The organism is Parafrankia sp. FMc2, from assembly GCF_041008525.1.
Taxonomy (GTDB): Bacteria; Actinomycetota; Actinomycetes; order Frankiales; family Frankiaceae; genus Parafrankia.
This window is the reverse complement of sequence record NZ_JBFLUG010000498.1, coordinates 1-632: the sequence shown is the minus strand read 5'-3', so window position 1 is coordinate 632 and position 632 is coordinate 1. Positions and strand designations below refer to the sequence as shown.

Annotated in this window: 1 protein-coding gene; it reads left to right on the top strand. The window is 70.4% G+C overall.

Going from position 1 to position 632, the window contains the following annotated elements; genetic code table 11:
- Positions 1 to 632: transposase (locus tag AB1460_RS38130; RefSeq protein ID WP_368967474.1), on the top strand; the 632-nt coding region annotated here is incomplete at both ends.

Below are 632 nucleotides of genomic sequence, written 5' to 3'. Positions count from 1 at the left end.
GAAGCTCGGATGGCCGCGTTCACCCGGCGGCACTCCTACCGCGGAGGCAAGACCCCCGCGGATCTCCTTGCCCGGCTCCGCGCCGCACCGGTCGCCCCCCTCGGCCTGCCACCCGCAACCCTCACCGCGATCATCAGCGCCCAGGTGCAGCTCCTGCGCGCCTTGCAGAAGACCATCGCCGACATCGAGCACGCGATCACCGAACGGGTCGCCGCTCATCCCCGCGCCAGGCTCCTCGCGCCCCTGCCCGGAATCGGAACGATCAATCTTGCCCAGATCCTGGCCGAGGTCGGCCCGATCCTGGACCGGGTCGACAGCGCGGAACAGGCCGCCACCGAATGCGGTGCCGCCCCAGTCACCAGAGCATCCGGCAAGACCAGCGGTGTCTACTTCCGCTGGGCTGCCAACACGCGAGCCCGCAAAGCAATCACCGCTTTCGCGCACAACGCCCGGCTCCAGTCACCCTGGGCAGGGAAGCTCTATGCCCAGGCCCGCGCACGAGGCAAACGCAACCCCCACGCCACCCGCATCGTCGCCCGCGCCTGGATCCGGGTGATCTGGGCCTGCTGGCACAACGCCACCCCCTACGACCCCACCCTCCACCAGACCCGCCAGCGCACCCACGGCCTGAC